The sequence below is a fragment of the Vibrio sp. Y176 genome (assembly GCF_033438945.1).
In genome coordinates this window covers 1-634 of sequence record NZ_JAWOQS010000704.1, presented here as the reverse complement: position 1 = coordinate 634, position 634 = coordinate 1, and the positions used below count along the sequence as shown (strand labels likewise).

Annotated in this window: 1 protein-coding gene; it reads left to right on the top strand. The window is 45.9% G+C overall.

Annotated elements, in window-relative coordinates:
- On the top strand, positions 1-624 hold a 624-nt coding region (locus tag R7O13_RS28175), incomplete at its 5' end, for a MucB/RseB C-terminal domain-containing protein (protein WP_318305360.1).
- Between the last annotated feature and the right edge of the window lie 10 nt (positions 625-634).

The following is a 634-nucleotide window of genomic DNA, read 5'->3' as shown; positions in this document are numbered from 1 at the left end:
CTCAACACCAATATCGACGAGCTAAACCTGTATTACGACTACGTTCAAGTAGGGCGTGCGCGTGAAGCCGGTGTTCCAACTCAGGTATTACGTATTGTGCCGAAAGACGGACTACGTTATTCCTATGTCCTTTGGATTGACGAAAAGAGCAAGTTGCCACTTCGCGCCGATCTTGTCGATCGTGATGGCGAGATGCTAGAGCAATACCGCACGATCTCTTACACAGTAAACCCTAAAATTGCAGAGTTGATGAGCGGCCTTGAAGACGTTCAACTTCCTGCTGTGCTTACCATGCCGAAAGGTGAAATTGGCACGAGCAATTGGACTGTGGGCTGGACTCCAGACGGTTTTCATCCAAACGATCTCAACCGCTACCGTATGGCATCAACAGACCAAATGGTAGAAAGTCAGTTGTATTCTGATGGCTTGTTCAACTTCTCTGTTTACGTAGCAAACAAAGATGAGCATTCATTAAAAGGACAACTGGTTCGTCAAGGCCGTAGAACCTTACACAGTTTTGTTAATGGTGATTATGAAATCTCTGTGGTCGGAGATATTCCGCCAGCTACGGCGCAGCGCATTGCTCAATCTGTCACATTTAATGTAACAAAGAGTAAGCAATAATGATGACTGC